Origin of the sequence: Streptomyces sp. NPDC001513 (assembly GCF_042894695.1) — a bacterium.
Classification (GTDB): domain Bacteria; phylum Actinomycetota; class Actinomycetes; order Streptomycetales; family Streptomycetaceae; genus Streptomyces.
Map to the genome: position 1 here is coordinate 167,764 of NZ_JBIAVU010000017.1, position 25,768 is coordinate 193,531.

Here is a 25,768-nt window from a genome sequence, read left to right on the forward strand (position 1 = left end):
TTCTGGTTGGTTTTGATGAGGTGACGGATGATGGGGTGACGGATCCTGTCAGGGGATCCGTCAGCACGACCCATGGACAACGGAGGCACCGTGGCACGGCAAGAGCGTGCGGTACGTACGCGTCGCGCGATCTTGGAAGCGGCGGCGGCGGTCTTCGACGAGCGCGGCTACGACGCGGCCACCATCGCCGACATCCTCGCGCGGGCGGGGGTCACCAAGGGCGCCCTCTACTTCCACTTCGCCTCCAAGCAGGAGCTGGCCCAGGGCGTGCTCGAGGAGCAGTTCGCCGAGGGCGGGGTGCCCCACCGGGAGAGCAAGCTCCAGGAACTCGCCGACGTCGCCATGGTGTTGGCGTACCGGATGAAGCACGAGCCGATGCTCAGCGCGGGGGCCCGGCTCTCCCTGGGCCCGGGCATGCGCGACATCTTCGGCGGAGGGTCCGTACCGGGCTGGATCGAGTTCACGCGCGCCCTGCTCAGCGAGGCGAAGGAGCAGGGCGAACTGCTCCCCCACGTCGATCCCGCCGAGACGGCCTGGATCCTTTCCGCCTGCTGGACGGGCGCCCAGATCTTCTCCCAGACCCTCAACGACCGGACGGACCTCGAACAGCGGGTGGCCGCGGTCTACCAGCACATCTACCCGAGCATCTCCACGCCCGCGGTCCTCGCGAGGCTGGACCTGGGCCCCGACCGGGGGCGGCGGGTCACCGCGGAGATGGGGATCGGGACCGACCCGGCGCAGGAACCCGAGCCGGCGCTGTCCTGACGCCGCGCCCGCGGTGCGGACGGCGACGAAGACCACGCAGTGAAGACGCGCGGTGAAGACGCGCGCGACCGGGGTATACGACGGGGGGAGTGCGGCCGCAGAGCAGGTTGGCGTACGCCTCTTACGCACGTCGGCTCCAGCGGGACACAAGCCGTGCTCCGGTGCGACCACAGACGGTGGCCGACAAGATCTTGTACCCCCCTGGGCAAACCGCATTGACGGTTTGTGGAGACTCCATGGTCAAGCAGGAGCGTGCGGCCCGCACGCGAGAGACTCTGATCCGTGCTGCCGCGGAGGTGTTCGCCGAGCAGGGTTTCGTCACCGCGTCGATCGCGGCGATCAGCCGACGGGCCGGCGTGAGCGCCGGCGGGCTGCACTTCCACTTCGAGAACAAGACCGTGCTCGCCCGGGCCGTCGAGGACCGGGCGGCGCAGGCGCTGCGGCAGGTCACCACCGAGCGGTGGGGCTCCGTCGCGGCCTCGTCCGGGGCGGTGGACGGCAACGCCCTGCAGGTGCTGGTGGATTCCTCCCACGCCCTGATGGCCCTGCTCGCGGCGGACGTGGTGGTGCGGGCCGGCTTCCTGCTGTGCGCGGACGCCTCCCGCAGGAGCGCGATCGATCTGCGCCGTCAGTGGCGCCTGTGGGTCGAGGCGCTCGCGCGGGCCGCGGCGCGGCAGGGCGTGCTGGCCGAGGGGCTGTCCCCGCAGGACGCGGCGGGCGTGGTGGTGGCCGCCACCGTGGGGCTGGAGGCCCTGGGGGCCCGCGAGCGGGACTGGCTCGCGCCCCACGCCCTCAGCCGGTTCTGGACGTTGACGCTCCCCCGGCTCGCGGCCGACGGGACGCTGGGCGGGCTGGTGGCGGAAGGGTCGTCGGCTGGTGAAGCCGGCCGCGGTTCCACGGCGTAACAGGGCCCCGTACCAGACTGGTTGGTCTGTTTGAAGAGTCGTGAGGGTCGGTTATCGGGCTCCCGGCAGGGGTGATCAAGGGGCGTGGAGGCCGCTGCGGGGCGTGCGGGAGCACATGAAATCCCAGTTGGGAGCGGGTTTTTGAGGGGTCGTCAGGTTGCGTCGGTCTGCAAAACAGCACAGCCGGTTTGATATTGACAAACCGTCGGTCCTGTTTTCTACTTGCTGTACGACTCATCCAAGGACAGGGGAGTACGGCGTGGACATCGATGTACTGGGCGCGTTGGCTGTGCGGGAGAACGGGATCTCCATCACGCCGACCGCCCCCAAGCCCCGGCAGGTCCTGGCGCTCCTGGCCCTCCATGCCGACCAGGTGGTGCCCGTATCGGCGCTGATCGAGGAGCTGTGGGCGGGCGAACCGCCGCGCAGTGCCCGTACGACGCTCCAGACGTACGTCCTGCAGTTACGTGCCCTCATCGCGACCGCTCTGGAGCGGAGCGCGGCCGACGGCGCCAAGGCCGGTGCGGATCCGCGGGATCCCCGCGATCCCGGCGATCCCGTGCGGACCGCGAAGGACATACTCGTCACCCTGCCGGGCGGCTATCTGCTGAGCAGCGGCGGCGGAGTCCTGGACGTGCGGGAGTTCGACCGGCTCGCCGGGACCGGCTACCGCGCCATGGACGCGGGCGACTTCCCCGCCGCGGCGCGGCTGCTGCGCGAGGCGCTGGCCCTGTGGAGCGGGCCCGCCTTCGCCGACGTGCAGGGCGGGGTCCAGCTGGACATGGAGGCCAGACGGCTGGAGGAGACGCGGCTGTGCGCGCTCGACCAGCGGATCGAGGCGGACCTGCGGCTGGGCCGGCACCGGGAGTTGCTGGCCGAACTGACCGTGCTGGCGAGCCGGTACCGCACGCACGAGAACCTGCACGGCCAGTTCATGCTCGCCCTGCACCGCTCGGGGCGGCGCGGCGAGGCGCTGGACGTCTACCAGCGGTTGCGCGGGACGCTGGTGCGCGAGCTGGGGCTGGAGCCGTCCGTGGCGCTGCGGCGCCTGCAGCGCTCGATCCTGATGGCGGGCCCCGAGGGCCTCGCCGAGCCGGGTGTCGAGCCCGGGGGCGAGCGGCTCGTACGGGTCTGAAGTGTGTGAGGTGTGTGGGGTGTTGAGGTCTCCGAGGCCTTAGGGGCCTTCGCTCTGCGGTCTGTCAGGGGCCGTGGAGGTGCGCGGGGCCCTGTCGGCCGGCGGCGGGGCGAGAGGGGACGGCTCGGTGCAGGAGAGGTCGGAGCGAACCCGTAGGCGGCTGGTCCATGCCGCGGCCGAGAGGTTCCACCGCAACGGCTATGCCAGCGCGACGCTGGGCGAGATCGCGGGCGCGGCCGGGGTGACGAAGGGGGCGCTGTACTTTCACTTCGCCTCCAAGGACGAGTTGGCGGAGGCCGTGCAGCAGCGGGGGTACACCCTGCTGCACGACGAGGTGCGGGCCCTGCGCGAGTCGGGGTCCTCGCCGTTGCAGGCGCTGATCGACATCACGCACTGGCTGGCCGGGACGCTGTACGAGGATCCGGCGGTCGCGGCGAGCTTCCGGATCACCAAGGAGTGCGGGGCGGGGCCGCGGGGGCCGGTCGGGGCCCAGTCGGTGGTGGTGGACTTCCACGCGGCGTGGATCTCGGCGGTCGGTACGTTGCTGCGGCTGGCGAGGGACGCGGGTGAACTGCCGGCGGCGGAACGCGAGTGGGAGGGCGCGGAGGCGCTGGTGGCGGCAGTGGCGTGCGGGATCGAGGTCATGTCCGGTACCGGGATGCCGTACCGGGAGCTGCAGCGGAAGGTGGCGGCCCTGTGGGCCCTGCTGCTGCCGAGCCTGGTGGAGGCCGGGAGCGTACGGAAGTACCGGACGCGGGCGCCGGGTTGCGCGGCGGGCGGGCCGCGGTCCGACGGGGCCGCGGAATGCCTGGGGGCAGGGCGGGAGGGGGCGGGCGGTGGAGCGGGCGGAGCGGCCTGTGAGCGGTGAGACGGTGGTACCGCTGTGGGCGGCGCCGCTGGGAAGGACGGCCCGTGGTGGTGCGGTGGCCGTCGGGAGGAACGAGGACGGGGTGACGCCGCCGGGTGCCGTGCGGGCGGGCGTGGTGCTGCCCGGTGACGCGGACGGGGCCGAAGCGGCGGGCGCGCAACTCCCGTAGATGTCGCAGGGCGTGCCCGGCACGGGCAGTGCGTACGGAGGCCGGACGGGTACGTGACGTCCGGCGTTCGCGTTGGTGCGGGTGGTGGTGTTCCGGTGTGGTCGGCGCCCGGTCGGGGCCCGGGTGAAGTGCCCCTCCCCCGGGCCGGGTTCGCGTGGTGTTTCGCCTGGGTGCGGGCCTGCTCCACGGTTGCGGGACGGGGGTGTGGAGAGGGGCTCGAAGGGGGCTTGAGAATCCGGTGACATCGCTCAAGTACCGCTACCGTGCCCCGAGTCGAAGGCCGAAAAACGAGGGAGTCGACGACTTGCGGAGGAGACCGTGAAGATTAAGGTCCTGGGTCCGTTGAGTGCCGAGGTCAACGGGGGTTCGATCGTTCCGACCGCACGCAAGCCGCGGCAGATCCTGACGCTCCTCGCCCTCTACCCGGGCCGGGTGGTGCCGGTGCCCACGCTCATGGAGGAGCTCTGGGGCACCAACCTGCCGCAGAGCGCTCTCACGACCTTGCAGACGTACATACTCCAACTGCGCCGGCAGCTGGGTACCGCCATGGGTCCGGGCGGCGGCGGCCCGGGCAGTGCCGGTGGCGCAAAAGAGGTCCTTGTGACGCGGCACGGCGGGTACCTGCTGCAGATCCCGCCGGAGGCGGTGGACGTGCACGAGTACGAGAGCCTCGTGACCCGGGGCCACAGCGAGTTCGAGCGGGGCGACGACGAGAGCGCCGCAGCCATGCTGCGCGCGGCGCTCACGCTGTGGCAGGGGCCCGCGCTGGTCGACGTACGGGTGGGCCCGATCCTGGAGATCGAGGTGATGCGGCTGGAGGAGAGCCGGCTGGTCACCGTGGAGCGGCGGATCGACGTGGACCTGCGGCTGGGCCGGCACACGGAGCTGCTGGCCGAGCTCACCGAGCTGATCGCACGGCATCCGCAGCACGAGGGGCTGCACTCGCAGGCGATGGTGGCGCTGTACCGGTCGGGGCGGCAGGCGACGGCCCTGGACGTGTACCGGCGGCTGCGGGGCCGGCTGATCGAGGACCTGGGAGTGGAGCCTTCGCCTCAGCTCCAGCGGCTGCACCAGGCGATGCTGACGGTCGATCCGGCGCTGGACGTGCAGGCGGGGCCGAAGCGGGGATCGACGTTCGACCTGTACGCGGTCTGAGCCCGGGCCCGGCCGGCCCGGGCGGCCCGGGCGGCGGGGCGACCCGGGGGGGCGACGGGTGTCGGGGTGGCGGCTGTCGGCCGTCTGTCGGGGGGTGGCGGCGACTGTCGGTCCGCTGTCGGCGACTTGTTGGCGGTCCTTGACAGCTTTGCGGAGACGGCCGGCCGGATCCACCGGGCGGCCCGGTCCCGAAGGAGCCCCACCATGCACACACCCGTCACGATCATCGGCGCGGGACTCGGCGGACTCGCTCTGGCCCGCGTCCTGCACGTCCACGCCATCCCGGTCACGGTCTACGAGGCGGAGTCCTCCCCGGCGGCGCGCACGCAGGGCGGGATGCTCGACATCCACGACTACAACGGGCAGCTCGCCCTTGAGGCGGCGGGTCTGACGGACGAGTTCCGCGCCATCGTCCTGGAGGGCCGGGAGGCGATGCGGGTCCTCGACCGGGACGGGAGCGTCCTGTTCGACAAGGCCGACGACGGCACGGGTGGGCGTCCCGAGGTGCTGCGCAGTGAACTGCGCCGGATCCTGCTCGACTCGCTCCCGGCCGGCACCGTCCGGTGGGGGCACAAGGCCGCCGGCGTCCGGGCCCTCGGCGGGGGCCGCCACGAGGTGACGTTCGCCGACGGCGGCACCGTCGTCACCGGCCTGCTGGTCGGCGCGGACGGCGCGTGGTCACGGGTGCGGCCGCTGCTGTCCGCCGCCACGCCCGAGTACGCCGGGACGTCGTTCGTCGAGACGTACCTGTTCGACGCCGACACCCGCCATCCCGCCACCGCGAAGGCGGTCGGCGGCGGGATGCTGATGGTGCCCGCGCCGGGCAGGGAGATCTTCGCTCACCGGGAGAGCGGCGACACCCTGCACACCTACGTGGCGCTGGCCAGGCCGCTGGACTGGTTCGCCGCCATCGACTTCACCGATGCCGCCGCGGCCACCGCGCGGATCGCGCGGGAGTTCGACGGCTGGGCGCCGGAGGTCACCGCGCTGATCACCGACGGCGACACCCCGCCGGTCCTGCGTCCCCACTACGTCCTGCCGGAGGGGCACCGGTGGGACCGCGTGGCGGGGGTGACCCTGCTCGGCGACGCCGCGCACCTCGGCGTCCCGAACGGCGAGGGCGCCAACCTGGCCCTGCTCGACGGCGCCGAACTCGGCAAGGGCCTCGCCGCGCACCCCGGCGACGTGGAGACCGCGCTCGGCGAGTACGAGCAGGCCATGTTCGTGCGCAGCGCCGAGGTCCCGACGTTCGAGGGTGTCGAGCTCGCCGAGATCTTCTCGGGTGACAACACGCCCCACGGCCTGATCGACATGATCACCGAGCAGGGCCGATGACCCGCCGGCCGGCGCGGGCGGTCCTCCTCTAGGGGCAGGACTCCTCGTTCTTCACCGTGCCGAAGTCGATCTTCGTGTCGGTGCCGGTGGCCGTGCCGGCGGCCGGGGTCTGCGTGCAGACCTTCCAGTTCCGGTCGAGGACCTGGTTGCGGTTCTTGCCGAGCGCGTCGTGCGAGGAGAGGAGGTAGAACCCCGCGGCCTGCGCGCCGTCCTGGGCGGTCTGGAGGACCTGGCCGACGAACTGGGGGACGACGGCCGCCGGCTTTCCCCCCTTCGGCGGCGCGGGGGCGGCGCTGCCGGCCGGGGCGGGCGCGGCGGTCGTGGCAGCGGGGGGCGCGGCGGGCGCCGGGTTGGTGCCGGTGCTCGTCGTGCTGGTGCCGGTGCCGGTGTCCGCGGCCTGCGGGTTGCACCCGGTGAGGGCGAGGCATCCGACGGCGGCGAGCAGAGCGGTGGTGCGGTAGGTGCGCATCGCGCCACTCTGTCGCGGCGGGGGTGGCCGGGAAGGGGCTGTGACCGATCCGTAACGCGCGGTGCCCGCAGGGCGGCGGGAGAGCGCGGGGCGGTTCATCGCGTCTGCGGTGCCGGGGACGGGCGGGGCGCTGCTGAACCGCGGGAGGAAGCCTTTCCCGGGCTCGCGAACGCGCGGTCCGTCGCCGCGTGAAGCTGAGCGACCTGCGCCGGCGGCTGCCGGCAGTTCACCGCGTACGGCCTCACCGAGGACGAGACGGCTGGACTGCGGGGCTGGGCCCGGCGCTGGGTGAGCGATCTCGACCAGCGCCTGCACGACCAGGACCAGGACCGCGACGGCGAGGTCTGGCGGTCTCGGGGCGGTGCCCGGCGGGGCGTTACAGGCCGAGGATGAGGCCCATCGCGGCGGCGGAGCCGAGGTGGGCGGTGGTGAACAGGAGCCATTCGATGATTCCCATCCGCCAGCGGTTGCGCGCCAGTACCCGCCACTCGATGACGATGCCGGCGACGGCGGTGGCGAGCAGGGGGAGCCACAGCAGGGCCCACCAGGACCAGACGCCGCCGAAGTGGAGCACGGCGCACGCCGCGCCGGTGAGGGGCACCGTCAGCGACCAGGAGGGCGTCTGCCGCATGTCGTTGGGGTGCTCGGCGGTCGATGGGTCGTGCACGGCGGACGGCCTCTCGGTGGAACGGTTCCCGGAGCATCGAACGTAGCCGAGGGCGGTGATGTCCCTCAAAGGGTTGGCGGCGCGGGCGTGTTCACGAACGGCTCACCCGGCTCGGGCCGAGCCGCCGGACGTGGGCGGGGTTCGGCGTCTGGGCCAGCCGATGTCGTCGTCCGGGTGGGTCTTCTCGGTCGGGTCGGCGGGCCGGGGGGCTGGGGACACCGATGGCCTCATGGTCGACTCCAAGGCGCTGAATGCGAGAAGAGCGGGCTCCGGCCGGTGCCGGGGCCGGGTTCTGGAGAGTCTGCCTCGGTCGGTTCGAGGAACGCTTGAGGAACGCATGACGTGCGCATGAGAGCCGTCGCGAACCCCTGGCAAAGGTTTGCCCGCGTGTTGCCGGGCGTCCTACGCTCGATGCCGGTTCCCGACAGATTTCTTGCCCGCGACCTCAGGGATGCTCATGTTGCGACAGCCCGCGTTCGGACACCGCCTGAGAAAGCTCCGGATGGCCCAGGGCCTGTCCCAGACGGCGCTGGCCGGCGAGGGCATGTCCACCGGCTACCTGTCCCGTCTGGAGTCGGGCGCACGGCAGCCGACCGAGCGGGCCGTGGGGTACCTGGCCGGCCGACTGGGCCTGGAACCGGCCGACTTCGAGGAGCCGGCCACCGGCTCGCTGGCCCATGCGCTCACCCTCGCGGCGTCCACCGGCTCCCCCGACGCCATCGAGGCCCTCCGCCTGGCGCTGGCCGCCGAGGGGCACGAGCCGCCGGTGCTGCGCTGGCAGGCGCTGTGGCTCCTCGCCCGGGCCGCCCGCGTGCAGGGCGACCACGCGCTGGAGCTGGACCGGCTCACCCGGCTGGTCGCGCTCGGCGAGGAAGTGGGCGTGTGCGAGCTGCGCGTGCGGGGCCTGACCCGGCTGGCCCGTTGCCTGCGGTCCATCGGTGAGATCAACCCGGCCCTGGAGGCCGCCGTCGAGGCGCACCGGATCGCGCTGGGCGAGGAGTTGGGGGTGGAGGACCGGGCCACCGCCCTGCTGGCGCTGGTGTCCGTGCAGGCCGAGGCCGGCCGGATGGGCGACGCCCGCGTGCATGCCGACGAGCTGACCGTCCTCGTCGAGGGCCGCTCCGACGCGCTGTGGGCCGAGGCCATGTGGACGGCTGCCGCCGTGCGGATGCGCCAGGGCGACTACCCGGGCGCGCAGGCCTGCCTGGACGATGCCCTCGACCGGTTCGGCAGCCAGGAGGACCTGGTCCTGTGGATCCGGCTGCGGCTGGCCACGGCCCGGCTGCACTTGCAGAAGCTGCCCGCCGATCCGGAGCAGGCCCGCCGGCGTGCCGTCGAGGCCGAGGCCGCCCTCGCCTTCGTGGGTACGCCGGCCCTGCGGCAGGACCTGACCGCGCTCAAGGCCGACCTCGCGTTCGCCACCGGGCAGTACGACGACGCGCGCGCCCTGCTCGGTCAACTGGCCGCCGACCAGCCGAGGATGACGTACCGCGGCCGGGTGCGGCTGGAGATCCTGCGCCATCAGCTGCTGATCCTCGGCGGCGACCCCGCCGGGATCCAGGGCCTGCGCGATCTGGCCCAACAGGCGCAGGAGGACGCCAACATCGACCTCGCCGCCGAGATCTGGCGGGTGCTGGCCGACGCACTGACCCAGGCCGGTCAGGCCGGTCAGGGCGTTCAGGGCGTTCGGGCCGGGCGGCTGAGCGGGGCCTCGGCCGTCGGCGGTTGAGGAAGCCTCAAGTCCCCTGGTGCAGCCTGGGGTGCAGCCTGGAACGCATCGCGGGAACGATCAGGGGGTACGTCTCATGCCGTCGCAGCGCGTGCACGCGAGCGAGCGGACGGCGTGGGTGGCCGCCCCGGCCGGCGTGGTCTACGGACTGCTGGCCGACGCCGTCCGCTGGCCCCTTCTGCTGCCCTCGTACGTCCACGTCGAGCGGATGGACTTCGACGGGGTCCGGGAGCGGCTGCGGGTCTGGGACGTGCGCGACGGGAGGGTCCGCTCCTTCCACATGCGCCGGGTGCTGGACCCGCACGCCAGGACCGTCGGGTTCGAGCAGGAGGACACCGCCCGCCCGGGCGTGCCCACCGCCGGCGTGTGGACGGTGGAGGCGCTCGGCGAGACCGAATCGCAAGTGACGCTGCGTCAGGAACGGACGCTGGAAGGGCTGCCCGCCGCCGAGACCGAGCGCAGCCGGCGGGAGTGGCAGGCGGAGCAGGCCGAGCGGCTCGCCCACGTGAAGGCGGTCGCGGAGCGCTGGGAGCGCCTGGATCAGCTGCTGTTCTCCTTCGAGGACAGTGTGCGCGTCGACGGCCCCGCCGAGCTGGTCTACGACTTCCTCTACCGGATCGGGGACTGGCCCGAGCGCGTCCCGCACGTGGAATCGGTCGGTGTGAGCGAGGACGTACCCGGTGTGCAGCTGGCGACCGTGGACACCTGCGCCGCTCCCGGCGGGCGTACGGTCACCACCCGGTCGGTGCGGCTGTGCTTCCCCGCGGCCGCGCGGATCGTCGACAAGGAGCTGACGACGCCCCGGCTGATCGCCGCGCACAGCGGCGAGTGGTCCCTGGTCCCGGACGGGGTCGGCGTACGGGTCGTCTGCGCGCGGCGGGTGATGCTGCGGGAGGAGGCGGTCGAGGAGGTGCTGGGGGCGGGCACCGACCTCGTGGAGGCCCGCCGGTACGTACGGGCGTGGCTGGGGCGGGCCGGTACGGAGACGCTGCGCCTGGCCGGGTGGCACGCCCAGAGCGCCGTACGCCGTCTGCGATGAGCCACGAGGAGGAGATCGTGAGCATGGTTGCCGCCGGGTCCCGCCCGGAGCCGCCCGACGCGCCCCTGCACGTTGCCGGTCCCGAAGGGCCGTGGGACGAGGTGGGCGACCGGCTCGACGACACCGGCCGGGCGGTGATCTGTACGACGTGGGGTCAGTGGCTGGCCGCCGTGCTGCTCGATCCCGCGCTGCGGCCCCTGCTCGGGCGCGACTGGCCGCGCTACCGGCAGACGGCGGCCGCGGCCGGCCGGATGCGTTTCGCCGTCTCGCGGTTCGTGGTGAAGCACGCCGCCGCGGCCGCGCTGAACGTTCCCGTGGACACCGTGGAACTGGGCTACGAGCCGGACGGGCAGCCTCTGGTGCGGGGTGCGGGCGGGGACCTGGAGGTGAGCCTGGCGCACACCGGTGAGCTGATCGTGGTCGGTGTCAGCCGTGGCGGTCCGATCGGTGTGGACGCGCAGCCCGCGGACCGGGACGTCGCCGTCGAGGTGGCGCCCGGGCAGCTGTGCACCGCCGCGGAACGTGCGGCACTGGAGGCGCTGCCCGTGAGCGAGCGCCGGGCCCGGCTGTTGTGGCTGTGGACGCTGAAGGAGGCCCGTGCCAGGGCGCTCGGGCACGGGCCGCGCCGCGACTTCCCGACCTTCGGGTTCGAGCGCGACGAGCGGGGCCGTGTGGTCCTGGCGGGCACGCCGGACGGGGAAGGGGACGGGGGCGGGGGGTGGGCGTTCACCGCCCATCGCGTCCTGGAGCGTTATCTGGTCGGCGTCGCGCACCGGCGCCTGCCCGCCCTGCCGGCGGACGGGAAGGCGCAGGTCGACACCGGTTCGCGAAGCGCTGCAGCGCCACTTGAGGAAAGGGGGCCCGGGCCCGGGGACCACTTACCCTTTCTGCGACCGGTGACCTCCGGGTGGGGCGAGGGAAGGCGGACGCGGTGAACGCAGGGGAACGCTCCGCGGTGCCCTGCGCGTCGGTTTTCCGCTGTCGTGTCCGTGTCGGTGACTGACAAGGCCGCGGACGGGCCCGGGCCGGTCCTCGCGGTGGTGCACGAGGCGGGCCGCGCCGCCCCCGGGTCCGCGCTCGTCCTCGGCCTGCGGGGGCTGCGCCACGACGCGGACGCCGAGATGTTCGCCGCCCGCATCGCCGAGCGCCACCGCCGGTTCCGGGTCACCCTGGAGGGCCACGGTCCGGGCCGGCACACCCTGCGCCTGCTCCCGGACACCGGCACGCCCGGCCCCGCCCTGCCGAGCCCCGCCTCGCCGGGGCCCGCCTCGCCGGGGCCCGCGGGCTTGAGCCCCGAGCTGCTGGCCGATCTGCTGGGCCCGTACCCGGGCGCCGGTGAGCCCCTGGCCCTGTCCGGGGAGCGGCGTGAACTGCTCGCGGAGGCCGTCACCCGTGCCGACGGGCCGGACCGGTACCTGGAGCAGGTCCACTGGGACTGGTCGGGCCCGCTCGACCGGGGCCGCTTCGACGCGGCCTGGCAGTCCGTCTGCGGGCGGGAGTCGATCCTGCGGGCCGCCTTCGACTGGACGGCGGTGCCGCGGCTGCTGCTGCATCCGTACGCCGAAGTCGAGATCGTCCACCGCACCCGCGCCGACACCACCTGGCGGGAACTCCTCGACGCGGACCGGGCGCAGGGGTTCGCCCTCAACCGTCCGCCGCTGCTGCGCCTGACCCTGCTGGAGGGGGACCCGGGGGCGCCCACCCGGGTGCTGCTGACCTGCCACCGTGCCCTGCTCGACGAGCGCGGCGTCCACCTCCTGCTGCGCGCGTTCTACCGCGCCTACCTGGCTGCGGGCGCCCTGCCCGGCGGTGAGCGCCGCCCCGACCTGCGCGACCACGCGCGCTGGCTGGCCCGGCAGAGCACCGAGGGCGCCCGGGAGCTGTGGACGCGTGCGGCGCCCCCGCGCGGGGCGGCGACCGCGCCGGGACGCCCCGGCCCGGCCACCCGCCAGAGCGGCGAGGGACGCCTGAGCCGGCGGCTGGAGGACCCGTACGGGCCGCGGCTGCGTTCCTGGGCCGCGGCGCGGGGGGTCGGCGAGAGCAGCGCCCTGCACGTGGTGTGGGCGCTGCTGCTGTACCGGGCGGCGGCGGCCGGGGGTCCCCTGGCGGTGAGTTTCGGGGTGCGGGTCTGCGGCGGTGACATCGCGCTGCCCGGCGCGGGCGGTATCCCCGGGCTGCTCGGCAGTGCGCTGCCGATGACGGTGCGGGTGGATCCGGCGGCCCCGCTGGCCGGTCTGTTGCGGCAGGTGCACGACGCCCGGCTGGACATGGGTGCCTATCCGTGGGTGTCGGCCGACCGCATCCGCGAGTGGAGCGGCCGGGGGCCGGGCGAGCGGCTCACCGACACCGTCGTCGTCTTCGACGGCCCGGCCGATCCGGGGGCCGACGCGGTGCGTGAACTGCAGGCGCAGGGCGTCGGCGTGGACGCGCCGCGGTCGGTCGGCGCCGGCGGGGGTGTGCCCGTCACGGTGGTCGCCCGGCACGAGAGCGGCGGCGCGCTGGTGCTCGACGCCGTCTACGACCGGGCGTGTATGGCCGACGCGGACGCCGCCGCCGTTCTGGGGCAGTGCGTCGGCCTGCTGCGGGCCCTGACCGATCTGCCGGACGCCGATCCCACGGTCGGGGCGGTGCTGGGCCTGCTGGCGGAGGTCGAAGCCCCGTCCATGGCCGCCCGGCCGCCGGCGGTGCGGCGTACCTCGCTGCGCACGCTGCGCGGCGGGTCGGCCTCGGCGGAGGTGATCTGTCTGGTGCTGGTCCCGGGGGTGGTGGGCGGCTGCTACGAGCGGTTCGCCCGCGACCACCGGGGCCCGCAGACGGTCGTGGTGGTGGACCTGCACGATCCGCCCGGCGCGGCGCTGCCCGGCGCGGTGCCCGCCGCGCTCGCCGAACTGGCGGCCTGCGGCAGGCGGCTGGTGCTGGGCGGGTGCGGGCCCGGCGCGGGGGCGGCGTACGAGCTGGCGCGGGTTCTCGCGGACGGGACCGGATCGCCGGTGAGTGTCGTCATGACGGGCCTCGGCGGTCCCCGGAGCAGCGCGGAGGCGCTCGCCCGGGGGCTCGCGGGGGTGGCCGTACGGCGCGGCTGAACGCGCCCGCAGGGTCTAGGCGGCGTAGAGGTCGAAGGTGGAGGTGCGGCGGGGTCCGGCGAGGACGTCGAGCTGCGGGTCGACGGCGAGCATGGCCTGGTGCAGTCGCTGGAGTTGCGGCGAGGGTTCCACGCCCAGGTCCTCGATCAGGCGGCCGCGCAGCCGGCGGTACACGTCCAGGGCGGTGGCCTGCCGGCCCGAGCGGTACAGGGCCACCATGACCTGCGAGTGGAGTCCCTCGTGCTGGGGGTGACGTGCGGTCAGCTCCGTCAACTCGGCGATCAGTTCGGCGTGCCGGCCCAGCCTCAGGTCGGCGTCGATCCGCCGCTCCACGGTGACCAGGCGGCTCTCCTCGAGGCGCATCACCTCGATGTCGAGGATCGGTCCGACGCGTACGTCGACCAGGGCGGGGCCCCGCCACAGGTCCAGGGCGGCCCGGTAGCGGGCGGCGCAGACCTGGCTGTCGCCGGATTCGAAGGCCGACTGGCCCTCGCGGACGAGGCGTTCGTAGTCGTGCACGTCGACGTCGTCCTCGGGTATGTGCAGGAGGTAGCCGCCGTGCCGGGTGACGAGTACGTCCTTGGCGCCGCCGGGGGCGTCGGGGCCCATGGCGGTGCCCAGTCGTCTGCGTAATTGGAGGATGTACGTCTGCAGGGTGGTCAGCGCGCTCTGTGGCGGCGCGGTTCCCCAGATCTCCTCCATGAGGGTGGGAACCGGTATGACGCGCCCTGGATAGAGCGCGAGAAGCGACAGGAGCTGTCTTGGTTTGCCCGCGGTCGGAACGATGGATCCCCCGTTGACCTCTGCGCTCAGCGGACCCAGAACCTGAATTCTCACGGTCTCCTCCGTACTTCCTTGGCTCTTTTCCTCCGGTGGCCAAGGAGCTGCCCCCGTTCGAGGCACGCTAGCCGGGGTGGATGTGCTCCATCTCTTTCCTGTAGTGGCTTTCGAGCCTCCGCCGAGCGGTTACGGCCAGTCGATCAGGGCGGTGGCGGGTCCGGCGGCGGGGGTGCCGGCCGAGGTCGGGGGGACCGGCCAGTCGATGGGGCCGTCGGCGTGGGCGGCTGTGCCCGCGGTGAGGACGGCGGTGGCGACGAGGGTGGCGGTGGCGACGATGCGGGCGATGTTCTTCATGGTGGCTCCTCCGTGGCAACGTGGTGAATCTTCTTGGCAAGTCCTCTGCCAAGAAGATTGGCAACGTCTGCTCGGGATTTGCTCGTCAATCGCTTGAGAAAAGCTGGAGGGGAGGGCGGCCAGTGCCCGCCGGCCGCCCTTTGTGTGCATGCGCCGCCTGCCTGAATTGCCGTGACCTGCACGGACGTTGCTTTGACAGGGGGCGGGCGGGGATGTGCCAGGAATTGCCAAGGGGCCGGAACTCGAGCATTGCCGGAGCGGGCATTGCCAAGACCGCCGAGCAATAGGCAATGTATTGCCAAGCGTTCTGGCAATACGTGGAACACAGGGTCGTGGACGTGCCACGGCCCCGACTGCGGGGGGAGGCCCCTGAATGAATGCGCCGACGAATGCGCCGACGTACGACACGGAACGAACGGCCCACCTGGACACGGCGGGCACGGGCCGGATGCCGGACGGCGTGCGCGCCGTGCTCGCCGCCTGCACGGCCCGCGACGACCGCTTCGGGAGCCGCGCGCTGAAGGAGCACCTCGGCGCGGTCCTGGACACCGAGGTGCACGACCGCCTCGGCGACCTGCTGGGCGTCCCGGCCGGCGAGACGGTCCTGGCCACCGGCGCGGCCGCGGCCTTCGACGCCTTCGTCTCCGCCACGGAGCTCGGCCCCGGCGACCGGATCTGGACCACCCCGCACGAGGGCGTGGACCACCTGACCACCCTCTGTTCCCTGCGCGACCGCACCCGTTGCCGGCTGGAGGTGGTCCCGCTGCGCGCGGACGGCGACCTCGACCTGGACTGGATGCGGGACCACATCGACGAGGACGTCGCCCTCGTCTCGGTGGTCCACGTCTCCTCGGCCTGCGGAACCGTCAATCCGCTCGAGCGGGTGGGCCGGATCCTGGCCCCCCACCGGGCCCGGTACGCCGTCGACGCCTCCCACTCCGTCGGCCAGCTCCCCGTCGACGCCGCGCGCATCGGAGCGCACCTGGTCACCGCGGACGGCTGGCGGTTCCTGCGCGGCCCGGACGCGGTGGGCTTCGCCTACGCCGCGCCCGGGGTGTGGGGCGGCCGCCCGCCGGCGCCCGCCCCGGCGGCCGTGGCCGCGCTGAACGCCGCCCTCGCCCACCACGCCGCCGCCCTGCGCCTGCCGCGCGAGGACCTCCTGCCCCGGCTGCGCGCCGTCGTCGAGCGGACGCCGGGGATCGAACTGCTCGCGCCGGGCCGGGAGCAGGCCGGGATGCTGGCGTTCCGTCACGGCGAGGTCCCGGCCGCGCTCATCCGGCGCGGCCTGGCCCGGCGCGGGGTCGTCCTGCGCAAGAGCGTGGCGCAGGAGAACCCGCTCCACCCGGCCGCGCGGGACGGCGCCACGGCCGTCCGTGCGTCCGTGCACCACGACAACGGCGCACAGGACATCGACCGCTTCGAGCAGGCCCTGCGGGACGTCCTGCGGGAGGAGCGGGAGAGGCGGGAGGAGCGGGAGCGCAGCGGCGCGGTCTTCGCCGCGGCGCCGGCCGCGGTCGGCGCGGACGGCCCCGGCGGGCCGTCGCCGTACCGGGCGAAGCCGGCCGGCCGCCGCCACCTGATCCTGCACCGGGCGACCTGAGCCCTGCCGCACTCGGGCGGGCCCCCACCCCCGCCTTCAGGCCACCGCGCCCTCGGGGCGCGGGGCCCGCACGCCGGGGCGGTGCCCGGACCACGTCTCGTACGGGGTTCGAGGGGACTTCCACGGCGTCTTGAGCCCCGCGCGTGACGGTGGCCGCAATCCGGTCTTCAGATCTGGAGGATCCACATGACCATCACCGACGTGTCCACCCTGCCGGCCAGAGACCCCGCCGCGGAACTGGCCGGCATCAAGGCCCTGGCCCTGGCCGGCCCCGACGAGCGGGCCACCCAGGCGCAGCACGCCAAGGGCAAACTCACCGCCCGCGAACGCATCGCCCTGCTGCTGGACGAGGGCTCGTTCCACGAGATCGAGGCGCTTCGCCGGCACCGTGCGAGCGGTTTCGGGCTGGAGCAGAAGCGGCCCTACACCGACGGTGTGGTCACCGGCTGGGGCACGGTGGGCGGCCGTACCGTCTTCGTGTACGCGCACGACTTCCGCATCTTCGGCGGGGCGCTCGGCGAGGCCCACGCGGAGAAGATCCACAAGGTGATGGACCTGGCCGAGGCGGCCGGCGCCCCGCTGGTCTCGCTCAACGACGGTGCCGGCGCCCGGATCCAGGAGGGTGTGTCCGCCCTGGCCGGCTACGGCGGCATCTTCCAGCGCAACACCCGCTCCTCGGGGGTCATCCCGCAGATCAGCGTGATGATGGGTCCGTGTGCGGGCGGGGCCGCCTACTCCCCCGCGCTCACCGATTTCGTGTTCATGGTCCGCGGTACCTCGCAGATGTTCATCACCGGTCCCGATGTGGTGCGTGCGGTCACCGGTGAGGAGATCACCCAGAACGGTCTCGGTGGCGCCGACGTGCACGCCGCGGTCTCCGGGGTGGCCGCGTTCGCCTACGACGACGAGGAGAGCTGCCTGGAGGACGTACGGCACCTGCTCTCGCTGCTGCCGTCCAACAACCGCGAGACACCGCCGCGCGAGTACGGCGACGACCCGGCGGACCGGCGTACCGAGGCGCTCGCCGGCATCGTCCCGGCCAATCCGCAGCAGGCGTACGACATCCGCCGGGTCATCGAGGAAGTCGTCGACGACGGCGAGCACTTCGAGGTGCAGCCCGGCTGGGCGGCGAACGTGGTGTGCACGCTGGCCCGGATGGACGGGCACGTCACCGGTTTCGTCGCCAACCAGCCCGCCAGTCTCGCCGGGGTCCTCGACATCCAGGCGAGCGAGAAGGCGGCCCGCTTCGTGCAGTTCTGCGATGCCTTCAACATCCCGCTGGTCACCCTGGTCGACGTTCCCGGTTTCCTGCCCGGTGTCGGTCAGGAGCACGGCGGGATCATCCGGCACGGCGCCAAGCTGCTGTACGCGTACTGCAACGCGACCGTCCCGCGGATCTCGCTGGTGCTGCGCAAGGCGTACGGCGGTGCGTACATCGTCATGGACTCCCGTTCCATCGGCGCGGACCTGGCGCTGGCGTGGCCCACGAACGAGATCGCCGTCATGGGCGCCGAGGGCGCGGCGAACGTCATCTTCCGCCGGGAGATCGCCGCCTCCGCCGACCCCGACGCGACGCGCGCGCAGAAGATCAAGGAGTACACGACCGAGCTGATGCATCCGTACTACGCGGCCGAGCGCGGTCTGGTCGACGATGTCATCGACCCGGCCGAAACCCGCTCGGTGCTCGTCGGGGCGCTGGCGATGCTGCGTCCCAAGTACGCCGACCTGCCGTCGCGCAAGCACGGCAACCCGCCGGTATGACGGCCGGGGAGACGGCGGCCGTCGTCGGGGCGGGGGCGCAGCCGTGGAGGTTCGTGCGCGGGCGCCCCGATGCGGTGGAGACGGCGGCCGTGCTGGCGGTCCTGAGCGCCCTGCTGGGCCGGCGCGCGGCCGGGCGGCCGGATCCGCCGCGTACGGAGGCGGCCGGGTGGGACCGCGGCGGCGGGTTCCGGCGCGCGGGAACCTGGCGCGAGCGCTGATCCGTCGCGCCCCGAGTGCCCTGCGGCACGCTCTGGACGTCTGGTGAGCGACGGAGGGAACAAGGATGAGCGTGAAGACGAGAGAGATGTCTCCCGAACGGCCTGTGGCGCTGGTCACCGGGGCGACCAGCGGCATCGGGCTGGCCGTCGCCCGGGACCTGGGCGCCCGCGGCCACCGGGTGTTCGTCTGCGCGCGTACCGGGTCCTCGGTCAAGCAGACCGTCGCCGACCTGCAGGGCGAAGGGCTGAGCGTGGAGGGCGCGGCCGCCGACGTGCGCGACCGCGGCGCCGTACGGTCGCTGGTCGCCGCCGCGGTGGCGGCGTACGGGGCACCGGTCAGTGTCCTGGTCAACAACGCCGGGCGCAGCGGCGGCGGGGTCACCGCGGAGATCACCGACGAGCTGTGGCACGACGTCATCGACACCAACCTCAACAGTGTGTTCCTGCTGACGCGGGAGGTCCTCACCAGTGGTGGTCTCAGTGCGCAGCCCTGGGGCCGGATCGTCAACATCGCCTCCACCGCGGGCAAGCAGGGGGTTCTGCTCGGTGCCCCGTACTCCGCGTCCAAGCACGCCGTGGTCGGTTTCACCAAGGCGCTCGGCAAGGAACTCGCGCCGACCGGTACCACCGTCAACGCGGTCTGCCCCGGGTACGTGGAGACGTCCCTGGCGGCGCGGGTGCGCAGCGGGTACGCGCAGGCGTGGGAGACCACCGAGGAGTACGTGCAGGAGCAGTTGGAGTCCAAGATCCCGCTCGGCCGGTATTCCACGCCCGAGGAGGTGGCGGCTCTGGTGGGTTATCTGACCACTGATCTGGCCGCCTCCATCACGGCCCAGGCGCTCAACGTGTGTGGGGGGATGGGGAATTACTGAGGTCGGCTGTCGCCCGGGGGCCGGGCGGCAGGAAAGGGGGGAGGGCCGCGGGCGGTCGATCGTCCGCGGCCCTCCCCCCTTTCCTGCTGCCGGTTTCCCGGCTGTTCACAGGGTGGTCGGCGGCCCCGAAACGTCCCAGACGACGGCCTGCGGGGCGATGCGGGCGTCCCGCCAGTCGGCCAGGGCGGTGGTGTCCACCGGTTCGTCCGAGAGCAGTACGTGCCGCAGCGCGGGCAGGGTGTTGCGGCTGGTGCGGGCGGCCGCGGTCAGCCGGGTGAAGGCGGAGGGCAGTTGTGTCACCACGCTCACCTGCTGCTGGGTCAGCAGCCGGGCGAAGGCGCGGGCGTCGGAGGCGGTGTCGCGGTCGACGACGACGGTGCGGGCGCCGCTGAGCAGGGGTGCCCAGATCTCCCGCATGCCCAGGTCCAGGCTGAGGGAGTGGAAGTACGTCCACACGTCGTCCGGCCCCGACTCCAGCATCGGGATCACGGCGTCCACCCACGCCAGGACGTCCCTGTGGGTGACGGGCCGCAGGGTCAGGGCCCGGCCGGGATCGCCGCCGGCGGGCAGGGCCAGGAAGGCCGTGTGCGGGGGGATTTCGCGGCCGGTCGCCGTCTCGGGGCGCGCGGCGATGACGAATCTGCCGGCCTTGGCGAGCGGGATCTCGTCGCGCAGCAGTCCGCTGTCGGAGAGGACCATCTCGACGCCGGCGTGGCGCATCAGGTGTTCCTGGAGGCCGGTGTGGTGTCCGGGTTCCAGTGGCAGTACGGCGGCTCCGGTGCGCAGTGCGCCCACCACGGCGGCGGGGACGGTGCAGGAGCGCCGTGCGCGGACGGCGACGGCCGCGCCGGGTCCCGTGCGGCCCGACAGGCGGCGTGCGATGTCGTCGGCGAGCCAGTCCAGTTCGAGGTAGGTCGTCTGCTCGGTGGTGTCGCGGGTGCAGACTTGGGTGGGATGGCGGGCGGCGGCGGCCGCGAAGCGGATGTCGATGCGGTCCCGACGCTCGGGCCGCCCGGCGGCCGGGTCGAGCCCGATCCGTCCGTGCAGAGCGGCCAGGTCGGCGGACAACTGGTCGAGCTCCGGATGATCCGGAGTGGCGTTCATGCGGCCTCCCAGCGGCGGGTCGTGACTCCGGGGCCGATCGTGTCGCAGCGGACCGGAAAACGGCTCAAGTCCCGCCGCATAGGCGGGCTCGACGGTCGGTCGGCATCCGCCGGACGGGCGCTGGACGGCCGCTCGACGAGTGGTCGAGGGTCGCTCGGGACGCCTGGCCCGCCCGCTGGGGGCATGCCTACGATTCTGGGGCTCACGCCGAAGCCACACTCTCTCCGTCGCGCTCCGAGGTGACCACTCGTAGACGCAGGCATATGGAACTGAGCTTTGTGGCTATGGCCCGTCTCGCGAGACTGGACTTGACTGTACTCATGACTCAGAACACGCAGATCACCCTCGTCATCGGCGGTCACGGCAAGACCGGCCGGCGCGTCGCCGAGAAGCTTTCCGCCCTGGGCCGCGAGGTCCGGATCGGTTCCCGTAGCGGCCGGCCCGCCTTCGACTGGCACGAGCCCGCCACCTGGGGTCCGGCGCTGGAGGGCGTCGACCGGGTGTACGTGACCTACTACCCCGACCTCGCCTTCCCCGGCGCCGCCGAGCAGGTCCGCGAATTCTCCAAGGTGGCCGTCGCGAACGGTGCGCGCCGTCTGGTGCTGCTGTCCGGGCGCGGCGAGGAGGCCGCGGAGGTGTCGGAGGAGAACCTGAAGGCCTCCGGCGCCGACTGGACCATCGTCCGCTCCAGCTGGTTCAACCAGAACTTCAACGAGAGCTTCTTCCTGGAGCCCGTCCTGGCCGGCGAGATCGCCCTGCCGACCGGTGACGCGGTGGAGGCGTTCGTCGACGCCGACGACATCGCCGACGTCGTGGTGGCCGCGCTGACCGATGACAAGCACATCGGCAAGACGTACGAGCTGTCGGGCCCGCGCCTGCTCAGCTACAGCGATGTGGCCGCCGAGCTGACCAAGGCCACCGGGCGCGAGATCACGTACATCTCGGTCACCAACGAGCAGTACCGTGCGGTGCTGCGCGAGAACAACCTGCCCGAGGAGTTCGCGGATCTGTTCACCATGATCCTGGACGGGCGCAACGCGCACCTGGTGCACGGTGTCGAGGAGGCGTTGGGCCGCAAGCCCAAGGACTTCTCCGACTTCGCCCGCGACGCCGCGGCGTCGGGGGTCTGGAACGTCTGACGGCGCGAGCCCTCACTGCTGCATCCCTTATCGCTCCTTGACCGGGCGGCGACTCTGGTACGGCCGCCGCCCGGTACTCGGGGTTCCGGGGACGCACACCCGCACACCCGCACTCCGGTACCACCCGCACACTCGCGCCACCGCGCTCGACCGACCGGCAGGAGGCTCCCGTGCCAGCTCCCCCGTCGTATTCCAGCGAACACGGACTGGAACACCTTCCCCCGCACTTCCACGGCTTCGCCCTGATGCACATCGCGATGCGGCGCGACGCGGCCCGGCTGCGCGCCGCGGCCCCGGCGTGGAGCGGCGCGGGCACCGAGTGGTGGCAGCGGCTGCGCCAGGTCATCGAATGGCACCACACCAGCGAGGACGACGTGCTGTGGCCGGGACTGCGCCGCCGGGACGCCGACTTCGACGCGCAGGCACGCGAACTGCACGAGGACCACGAGGAACTGGACGCCGCGATGGCGGCCGTCTCGACGGCGATCGCCCACCGCGGCGACGGCCTGGTCCGGGCGGCGCAGACCTTCGAGGGCGTGCTGCGCGACCACCTGCGCGACGAGGAGCGGATCGTCTTCCCCGTCTTCGACCGGCTGGGCGAGCGGGCCTATCTGGCCGAGGAGCGCAAGGTCGTCTCCAGCGCCCCGATGCGGGTGATGACCTACCTCCAGCCGTGGATGTTCGACGGCGCGTCCCGGCAGTCGGTCGCGCACGTCTCGGCCACCATCCCGCCGCCCGTCCGGCTGATCGGCGCCACGCTGCTGAACCGGCGCTACGAGCGCACGTTGAAGGGAATCCTGAAGTGAGCAGCACGACCACGCAATCGGTGACGCTGGTGGCGGCGACGGTGGGGACCGGGCTGATGGCCGGGCTCTACTTCGCCTTCGACATCTCGGTGATGCCGGGGCTGGGCCGCGGCGACGACCAGACGTATGTGACCGCGATGCGGAACATCAACGAGGCCATCGACAACGGCCTGTTCGGGCTGCTGTTCCTGGGCGCGTTCCTGGCGACCGGGGTGGCGGCCGTGCAGCAGCAGCGCGGCGGACGCCCGGACGCGGCGCGCTGGGGCTGGCTGGCGTTCGCGCTGTACGGGCTGTCGCTGGTGGTCACGGCGATCGTGAACATCCCTCTGAACAACCAGCTGGCCCGGGCCGGCGCCGATGTGGCGGCGGCCCGTTCCCGCTTCGGCGGCCGGTGGGCGTCGGGCAACATCGTGCGTACGGTGGCCTGTACGGCGGCTCTGGCCGCGCTGGGACGGGCCCTGACGCTGCACGGCCGCGCGTCGGTGTAGTCCCCCCGGCCGCGGCGACAACGGCGGCGGTGCAGACGCTGTGGCGCTGCGCCGCTCCTCCCCCGCGAACGGCGCCCGCTCTCTTCTCCGTCCCCCGCGGGAGAGCGGGCGCTTCGCCGTGTGCGGATGCCGGTTGCGTGCCGGGGGCAGGATGTTCGAGGCGAGAGGATGTACGCATGGACACGCTGACCGGACTGCTGGAAGGGCCCAAGGCCCGGGGGGCCTTCCTCCTCAAGTCCGTTTTCAACCCGCCCTGGTCGCTGCGCGTGGAGGACCGGGCGCCGCTGTCCGTCGTCACGATGGTCCACGGCGACGCGTGGCTGGTTCCCGAGCACGGCACCCCGGTGGTGATCCGGCCGGGCGATGTGGCCGTCGTGCGGGGCCCCGATCCGTACACGGTGGCGGATTCCCGGGACACGCCGGTGCAGATCACGGTCGGCCCGGAGCAGCGGTGCAGTACCGAGGAGGGCGAGGACGTCACCGAGACGATGGCGCTCGGCGTGCGGACCTGGGGGGATGATTTCCAGGACGCCGGCTCGGCCGTGATGCTGAGCGGCACCTATCAGGCGCCGAGTGAGATCGGGCGGCGGCTGCTGAGCGCGCTGCCGACGGTTTTGGTGCGGCCGGCCGAGGCCGCGGACACGATGCTGGTCGCCCTGCTCGCCTCGGAGATCTCCAAGGACGAGCCGGGCCAGGAGATCGTTCTGGACCGGCTGCTGGACCTGCTGCTGATCGGGGTGTTGCGGACCTGGCTGGCGGCGCCGGGCAGCGGGGCGCCGTCCTGGTACCGGGCGCAGAGCGATCCGGTGGTCGGGCCGGCCCTGCGGCTGCTGCACGAGAATCCCGCGCACGGCTGGACGGTCGAGGAACTCGCCCTGAAGGTGGGGGTGTCGCGGGCTTCGATGGCGCGCCGGTTCACCGAGGTGGTGGGTGAGCCGCCGGTGGCGTATCTGACGGGGTGGCGTCTGGCCCTGGCGGCGGACCTGCTGCGGGAGCCGGACGCCACCATCGCGACGGTGGCCCGGCGGGTGGGCTACAGCTCGGCGTTCGCCCTGTCGACGGCGTTCAAGCGGGTGCGGGGCATGAGTCCGCAGGAGTTCCGTTCGGGCGCGCACCCGGTTGCCGCGCCGCAGGCCCCGCAGCGGGCGCACACGGTGGTGCTGCCCGGGCCCTGACGGGCGGTGACGCGGGCCCGGGCGCCGGGGGGGTGCGGCGCCCGGTCCCGGGCCGGGTCCGGTGTCCGTGTTCTACGTGGGGGCCGCCGAGGAGGTCAGCAGGGGCGCGGTGGCCCGCTCGGCCGGCTGCCGGCGGCTCTCGCGTGTCACCGCGGTCAGGATCAGGTCCGGGCCGGCCAGCCAGCGGCCCCGGTAGTGCGGGTCCGCGGGCGGGGGCGGCGAGGGGTGCATGGTCGCCGTGAAGGCGCCGTCGGGGGAAAGGGTGAGGGTGGCGTCGCGGAAGCCGAGCCAGATGCCGGTGGCCGGGTACCAGGCCTTGTACGCCGCCTCCTTGGCGGAGAAGAAGACGCGGTCCCAGGGGACGGTGGGGTCGGCCGAGGCGAGGTGGGCGAGGTGGGCTCGTTCCTCCTCGGAGGCGATCAGGGCGAGGACGCCCCGGGGCAGCGGTCCGGCGGGTTCCGCGTCGATGCCCACGGCGGCCATCACGGTGGCGGGGGCCGCCACGGCCGCGCGGTAGCCCGCGCAGTGGGTGATGCTGCCGACCACCCCGGACGGCCACTGGGGGGCGCCGCCTGCTCCCGGGAGCAGGGCGCCCGTGGGGTGGCCGAGGTCGGACAGGCAGCGGCGGGCGCAGGCCCGGGCGGTGGCGAACTGGGTGCGCCGGTGGGCGCGGCGGCCCTCCATGAGGGCCGCCTCGGCCGGGAAGAGAGGGGCGGGCGCCGCGTCGTCGAAGGCTTCCGATGACGTGACGCCCGGGGGAAGGAGTTCCTCGATCATCGCGCGGCGAGCTCGGTGACGGCGGCGACCGCGAGGAGCGGGCGTTCGAGTGCGAGCATGTGGCCCGCGCCGGGTACCGGTTCGAAGCGGGCGCCGGGCAGGACCTCGGCGAGGGTTTCGGCGAGCGCGATGTCGATCACCTTGTCGCCGTCGCCGTGCAGGACGACGGCGGGGGTGGTGACCGACTTCAGGGCCTCGCGGACGTCCCAGCCGCGGGTGCAGCGGAAGAAGTCCGCCCGGACGCGGGGCGTGGTGGCGGCGAACATCTGCCGGTTGACGTCGCGCACGACGGGGTCGACGTCCTTGCCCATGGTGGAGCCGAGCAGTTTGCCTCCCAGCCAGGGCCGGCGCAGGGCCCGGGAGAAGAGGGCGTTGCCCATCATCTTGACCTCGCTGTCCGGGGTGTCCTGGCCGTGTGCCGCGGTGCCCAGGAGGACCAGGCCGCGCAGCCGGCCCGCCGAGGGCGAGGTGGCGGCGTAGGTCAGGGCGGTGAAGCCGCCGCCCGAGTGGCCGACGAGGACCGCCTCGCGGGCGTCGGTCTCGCCGAGGACGGCGGCCAGGTCCGCGCTGAGGCGTTCCACCGAGACCGGGGTGCGGCCCAGGGTGGAGGCGCCGTGGCCGCGCTGGTCGTAGAGGACCACGCGGTGTCCGGCGCGGATCAGGCGGTCGGTGACGGTGCCCCAGGCGCGGCGGGTGTGTGCCCAGCCGTGCAGCAGGACCACGTCGGCGCCGCGGGGTGTGCCGCTGAGGGGGGCGAGGACGGTCACGGCCAGTTCCGCGCCGTCGTCGGTGCCCACGGTCAGTTCGCCGGCGGTCTCCGGGGCGGCGGTCACCGGGGTGCCGCCGACAGCTGCCGGTCCAGTGACGCGAAGGCGGCGAGTGTGGCCTTGGAGTGTTCGGCGCCCAGGTCGGCGACCTTGGCCAGGGCCTTGAGCCAGCCGTGCGGGCTGCCGGTGAAGTGCATCGAGACGCGGGTGCGGCCGTCGGGCAGCGGTTCGAGCAGGAAGGTGCTCGGGCCGCGGAAGACGCCGTCCACGTACTCGATGTCGAGGCGGCGGCCGGGTTCCACGGCCACCGTGCGGGAGGTGAAGCGCAGCTTCAGCCCGCCCTTGTCGACGCCTTTGGTGTGCACGACCACGCCCACCGTGCCGCCGACCTCGTCGGGGGCGCCGGAGACGGCGGTGAACGTGTTGTGCGGGACCCACCACTTCTTGGCGCCGCGGAATTCGGCGACGAGGGCGTCCCAGACGGCATCCGCCGGGGCGTCGATCACCGCCTCGTCGATCAGGTCGTACGTCGTCATCTCGCAGCCTCCACTCGATATGGGAAAGGCGGTGGGGGCGGGGTCCCTCTCCCCTGCCCCCACCGCCGGGTC

Annotated in this window: 27 protein-coding genes; 19 read left to right on the top strand and 8 right to left on the bottom strand. The window is 73.3% G+C overall.

The window, feature by feature from the left end:
• Positions 1-90: 90 nt before the first annotated feature.
• The 7 genes from ACFYZ4_RS33145 (at position 91) to ACFYZ4_RS33175 (ending at position 6,332) form a co-directional block, all read left to right on the top strand.
• Complete coding sequence (locus tag ACFYZ4_RS33145; protein WP_351288526.1) at positions 91-765, top strand: ScbR family autoregulator-binding transcription factor; 675 nt, start codon at positions 91-93, stop codon at positions 763-765.
• A gap of 236 nt (positions 766-1,001) precedes the next feature.
• Positions 1,002-1,670 carry a ScbR family autoregulator-binding transcription factor gene (locus ACFYZ4_RS33150; protein ID WP_384341075.1) on the top strand — a complete coding sequence of 223 codons (669 nt, stop codon included), beginning with the start codon at positions 1,002-1,004 and terminating at the stop codon, positions 1,668-1,670.
• 259 nt (positions 1,671-1,929) lie between these two features.
• The gene (locus ACFYZ4_RS33155) at positions 1,930-2,805 is read left to right on the top strand and encodes an AfsR/SARP family transcriptional regulator (RefSeq protein ID WP_351288522.1); all 876 of its coding nucleotides are present in this window, start codon (positions 1,930-1,932) and stop codon (positions 2,803-2,805) included.
• A 127-nt stretch (positions 2,806-2,932) separates the two neighbouring features.
• A complete protein-coding gene (locus ACFYZ4_RS33160) occupies positions 2,933-3,673 on the top strand; it encodes a ScbR family autoregulator-binding transcription factor (protein ID WP_390785626.1) in 741 nt (246 codons plus the stop codon).
• Entirely contained in the window at positions 3,663-3,842 is a 180-nt protein-coding gene (locus tag ACFYZ4_RS33165) for a hypothetical protein (RefSeq protein ID WP_390785627.1), read from the top strand. Before ACFYZ4_RS33160 ends, ACFYZ4_RS33165 begins: the two co-directional genes overlap by 11 nt.
• A gap of 318 nt (positions 3,843-4,160) precedes the next feature.
• Complete coding sequence (locus ACFYZ4_RS33170; protein WP_351288516.1) at positions 4,161-4,997, top strand: AfsR/SARP family transcriptional regulator; 837 nt, start codon at positions 4,161-4,163, stop codon at positions 4,995-4,997.
• Positions 4,998-5,201: 204 nt separating this feature from the next.
• Positions 5,202-6,332 carry an FAD-dependent oxidoreductase gene (locus ACFYZ4_RS33175; RefSeq protein WP_390785628.1) on the top strand — a complete coding sequence of 377 codons (1,131 nt, stop codon included), beginning with the start codon at positions 5,202-5,204 and terminating at the stop codon, positions 6,330-6,332.
• Between the two features lie 28 nt (positions 6,333-6,360).
• Here ACFYZ4_RS33175 and ACFYZ4_RS33180 read toward each other — a convergent pair whose 3' ends face one another.
• On the bottom strand, positions 6,361-6,801 hold the full coding sequence (locus ACFYZ4_RS33180; protein ID WP_384341081.1) for a hypothetical protein: 441 nt from the start codon (positions 6,799-6,801) through the stop codon (positions 6,361-6,363).
• A gap of 376 nt (positions 6,802-7,177) precedes the next feature.
• Positions 7,178-7,468, bottom strand: a complete 291-nt coding sequence (locus ACFYZ4_RS33185; protein ID WP_351288510.1) for a hypothetical protein — start codon at positions 7,466-7,468, stop codon at positions 7,178-7,180.
• 457 nt (positions 7,469-7,925) lie between these two features.
• On the opposite strand from ACFYZ4_RS33185, the gene ACFYZ4_RS33190 reads away from it, so the two are divergent.
• The 4 genes from ACFYZ4_RS33190 (at position 7,926) to ACFYZ4_RS33205 (ending at position 13,319) form a co-directional block, all read left to right on the top strand.
• Positions 7,926-9,197, top strand: a complete 1,272-nt coding sequence (locus tag ACFYZ4_RS33190; protein WP_390785629.1) for a helix-turn-helix domain-containing protein — start codon at positions 7,926-7,928, stop codon at positions 9,195-9,197.
• Between the two features lie 76 nt (positions 9,198-9,273).
• Complete coding sequence (locus ACFYZ4_RS33195) at positions 9,274-10,236, top strand: SRPBCC family protein (RefSeq protein ID WP_390785630.1); 963 nt, start codon at positions 9,274-9,276, stop codon at positions 10,234-10,236.
• Positions 10,233-11,171 carry a 4'-phosphopantetheinyl transferase superfamily protein gene (locus ACFYZ4_RS33200; protein WP_390785631.1) on the top strand — a complete coding sequence of 313 codons (939 nt, stop codon included), beginning with the start codon at positions 10,233-10,235 and terminating at the stop codon, positions 11,169-11,171. The genes ACFYZ4_RS33195 and ACFYZ4_RS33200 overlap by 4 nt, the downstream gene beginning before the upstream one ends.
• A 54-nt stretch (positions 11,172-11,225) precedes the next feature.
• Entirely contained in the window at positions 11,226-13,319 is a 2,094-nt protein-coding gene (locus tag ACFYZ4_RS33205; protein WP_390785632.1) for a condensation domain-containing protein, read from the top strand.
• 15 nt (positions 13,320-13,334) lie between these two features.
• Here the strand turns inward: ACFYZ4_RS33205 and ACFYZ4_RS33210 are convergent, their stop codons facing one another.
• Positions 13,335-14,156, bottom strand: a complete 822-nt coding sequence (locus ACFYZ4_RS33210; RefSeq protein ID WP_351288500.1) for an AfsR/SARP family transcriptional regulator — start codon at positions 14,154-14,156, stop codon at positions 13,335-13,337.
• Positions 14,157-14,285: 129 nt separating this feature from the next.
• Positions 14,286-14,453 carry a hypothetical protein gene (locus tag ACFYZ4_RS33215; protein WP_351288498.1) on the bottom strand — a complete coding sequence of 56 codons (168 nt, stop codon included), beginning with the start codon at positions 14,451-14,453 and terminating at the stop codon, positions 14,286-14,288.
• A 373-nt stretch (positions 14,454-14,826) separates the two neighbouring features.
• Between ACFYZ4_RS33215 and ACFYZ4_RS33220 the strand changes: the two genes are divergently transcribed.
• The 4 genes from ACFYZ4_RS33220 (at position 14,827) to ACFYZ4_RS33235 (ending at position 18,904) form a co-directional block, all read left to right on the top strand.
• Positions 14,827-16,053: an aminotransferase class V-fold PLP-dependent enzyme gene (locus tag ACFYZ4_RS33220; RefSeq protein ID WP_390785633.1), complete on the top strand. Its 1,227-nt coding sequence runs from the start codon at positions 14,827-14,829 to the stop codon at positions 16,051-16,053.
• A gap of 186 nt (positions 16,054-16,239) precedes the next feature.
• The gene (locus ACFYZ4_RS33225; protein ID WP_351288494.1) at positions 16,240-17,814 is read left to right on the top strand and encodes an acyl-CoA carboxylase subunit beta; all 1,575 of its coding nucleotides are present in this window, start codon (positions 16,240-16,242) and stop codon (positions 17,812-17,814) included.
• On the top strand, positions 17,811-18,032 hold the full coding sequence (locus ACFYZ4_RS33230; RefSeq protein ID WP_390785634.1) for an acyl-CoA carboxylase epsilon subunit: 222 nt from the start codon (positions 17,811-17,813) through the stop codon (positions 18,030-18,032). The genes ACFYZ4_RS33225 and ACFYZ4_RS33230 overlap by 4 nt, the downstream gene beginning before the upstream one ends.
• Positions 18,033-18,118: 86 nt before the next feature.
• Positions 18,119-18,904: an SDR family NAD(P)-dependent oxidoreductase gene (locus tag ACFYZ4_RS33235; RefSeq protein ID WP_351288630.1), complete on the top strand. Its 786-nt coding sequence runs from the start codon at positions 18,119-18,121 to the stop codon at positions 18,902-18,904.
• A gap of 105 nt (positions 18,905-19,009) precedes the next feature.
• On the opposite strand, the gene ACFYZ4_RS33240 is transcribed toward ACFYZ4_RS33235, so the two are convergent.
• Positions 19,010-20,008, bottom strand: coding sequence for an AMP-binding protein (locus tag ACFYZ4_RS33240; RefSeq protein WP_390785635.1), 999 nt, complete (start codon positions 20,006-20,008; stop codon positions 19,010-19,012).
• Between the two features lie 320 nt (positions 20,009-20,328).
• On the opposite strand from ACFYZ4_RS33240, the gene ACFYZ4_RS33245 reads away from it, so the two are divergent.
• From ACFYZ4_RS33245 to ACFYZ4_RS33260, 4 genes are all read left to right on the top strand, one after another.
• On the top strand, positions 20,329-21,147 hold the full coding sequence (locus ACFYZ4_RS33245) for an NAD(P)H-binding protein (protein ID WP_351288488.1): 819 nt from the start codon (positions 20,329-20,331) through the stop codon (positions 21,145-21,147).
• Positions 21,148-21,317: 170 nt separating this feature from the next.
• A complete protein-coding gene (locus ACFYZ4_RS33250) occupies positions 21,318-21,953 on the top strand; it encodes a hemerythrin domain-containing protein (RefSeq protein WP_390785636.1) in 636 nt (211 codons plus the stop codon).
• Positions 21,950-22,441: an anthrone oxygenase family protein gene (locus tag ACFYZ4_RS33255; RefSeq protein ID WP_351288484.1), complete on the top strand. Its 492-nt coding sequence runs from the start codon at positions 21,950-21,952 to the stop codon at positions 22,439-22,441. Before ACFYZ4_RS33250 ends, ACFYZ4_RS33255 begins: the two co-directional genes overlap by 4 nt.
• A 176-nt stretch (positions 22,442-22,617) precedes the next feature.
• Positions 22,618-23,616: an AraC family transcriptional regulator gene (locus ACFYZ4_RS33260; protein WP_384341108.1), complete on the top strand. Its 999-nt coding sequence runs from the start codon at positions 22,618-22,620 to the stop codon at positions 23,614-23,616.
• A gap of 72 nt (positions 23,617-23,688) precedes the next feature.
• Here ACFYZ4_RS33260 and ACFYZ4_RS33265 read toward each other — a convergent pair whose 3' ends face one another.
• From ACFYZ4_RS33265 to ACFYZ4_RS33275, 3 genes are read right to left on the bottom strand one after another with little or no spacing between them, the layout of a single operon-like run.
• Positions 23,689-24,393 (bottom strand): 4'-phosphopantetheinyl transferase superfamily protein, encoded by a 705-nt coding sequence (locus ACFYZ4_RS33265; protein WP_351288480.1) that lies wholly within the window; start codon positions 24,391-24,393, stop codon positions 23,689-23,691.
• Entirely contained in the window at positions 24,390-25,226 is an 837-nt protein-coding gene (locus tag ACFYZ4_RS33270) for an alpha/beta hydrolase (protein WP_351288478.1), read from the bottom strand. Before ACFYZ4_RS33270 ends, ACFYZ4_RS33265 begins: the two co-directional genes overlap by 4 nt.
• The gene (locus ACFYZ4_RS33275) at positions 25,223-25,696 is read right to left on the bottom strand and encodes an SRPBCC family protein (RefSeq protein WP_351288476.1); all 474 of its coding nucleotides are present in this window, start codon (positions 25,694-25,696) and stop codon (positions 25,223-25,225) included. Before ACFYZ4_RS33275 ends, ACFYZ4_RS33270 begins: the two co-directional genes overlap by 4 nt.
• Positions 25,697-25,768 lie beyond the last annotated feature (72 nt).